The sequence below is a fragment of the Halomicronema sp. CCY15110 genome (assembly GCF_016888165.1).
Classification (GTDB): Bacteria; Cyanobacteriota; Cyanobacteriia; order Phormidesmidales; family Phormidesmidaceae; genus Halomicronema.
The window spans coordinates 1-363 of sequence record NZ_JACSWC010000154.1 but is presented as its reverse complement, the minus strand read 5'-3'; the positions used below and the strand labels follow the sequence as shown (position 1 = coordinate 363).

Here is a 363-nt window from a genome sequence, read left to right as displayed (position 1 = left end):
CGCGAGAGGGTTGAACCCTCGGCAATCCAGAGGGCGCTGAAGGGCGCTGACCAGCTGGGCTCAGTCCCCACGACAACAGGCTGAGGATGCGCTTGCATCCGGTTGACCACTTGATGAAACATCTCAAGGAACAACGCCGCCGGGAGTGTCCTTAAACGCTCAGAGACGGCTTGTTTAGTGACCGATAGCGCGGGCACCCACAACACCCCCTCCGGCTCCAGCAAGCGCACAATGTCTGACAAATAGCGCACTTGGCGATAGACCAGACTGACCACTAGCGCCGCCATTACCGATAGCGTTAGCGTCCGATCTCGAAGCTGACGTCCGTTGTCGTTGACGGTCTTGAGGTTGGCAAAGGTGCCG

General features: G+C 59.0%; 1 pseudogene. It reads right to left on the bottom strand.

Going from position 1 to position 363, the window contains the following annotated elements:
* Nucleotides 1-363 (bottom strand): annotated as a pseudogene (locus JUK32_RS03240) (IS4 family transposase); the annotation flags it as partial.